The sequence below is a fragment of the Oceanisphaera sediminis genome (assembly GCF_039539745.1).
GTDB classification, from domain to species: domain Bacteria; phylum Pseudomonadota; class Gammaproteobacteria; order Enterobacterales; family Aeromonadaceae; genus Oceanimonas; species Oceanimonas sediminis.
The window spans coordinates 1-669 of record NZ_BAABDS010000018.1 but is presented as its reverse complement, the minus strand read 5'-3'; the positions used below and the strand labels follow the sequence as shown (position 1 = coordinate 669).

The 669-nt window shown below is 44.4% G+C and carries 2 tRNA genes; both read left to right on the top strand.

The features are described from left to right. The first annotated feature begins 211 nt into the window (after positions 1-211). Positions 212-288 (top strand) — tRNA-Ile (locus ABD827_RS06715). Positions 289-427: 139 nt separating this feature from the next. Then, positions 428-503: transfer RNA gene (locus ABD827_RS06710), tRNA-Ala, on the top strand. Positions 504-669: the final 166 nt, after the last annotated feature.

The following is a 669-nucleotide window of genomic DNA, read 5'->3' as shown; positions in this document are numbered from 1 at the left end:
TCTGTTGAGTGTTCACACAGTTTGCTTGATATGAAAGAGTGACTTATCGCATGAGTGAAAGCTGATGCGATTTAGTGACGCTGACTAGTTGCGTTTAGCGGCAATCAGCATCATTAAACAGGTTTGGGTCTGTCGTTCAGTTGGTTAGCACCCCACTTCCCTTGAATAGAAAGTAGGGTGAGGTCGACTAACAGCAAACCACAACAGGTTTGGGTCTGTAGCTCAGTTGGTTAGAGCGCACCCCTGATAAGGGTGAGGTCGGTGGTTCAAATCCACCCAGACCCACCAAATCAATCTCCTACGTCGTCATAAGACTCGTCGTTTAGCAGGCTAAACGTCCTCGCCTTATTCCTTGTATTAGAATGATTTGGTGACTGGCTAAACATTGTGTAAGCAATGCAGAGCTAAATAAAGCTAAGAACTAAATGGGGCTATAGCTCAGCTGGGAGAGCGCCTGCCTTGCACGCAGGAGGTCTGCGGTTCGATCCCGCATAGCTCCACCATTTAGCGCCCTGTATTTACCTGAATCAAAGAATTCAAAGTCATATATTGCTTACTTTACATAGCAATCTATCACTTTGACTTTTTCGAAGTCACGCTCTTTAACAATCTGGAAAGCTGATAGAAATAATTTGTAGTTCTTGATACGCAAGTGTCTTGGAACTTCTT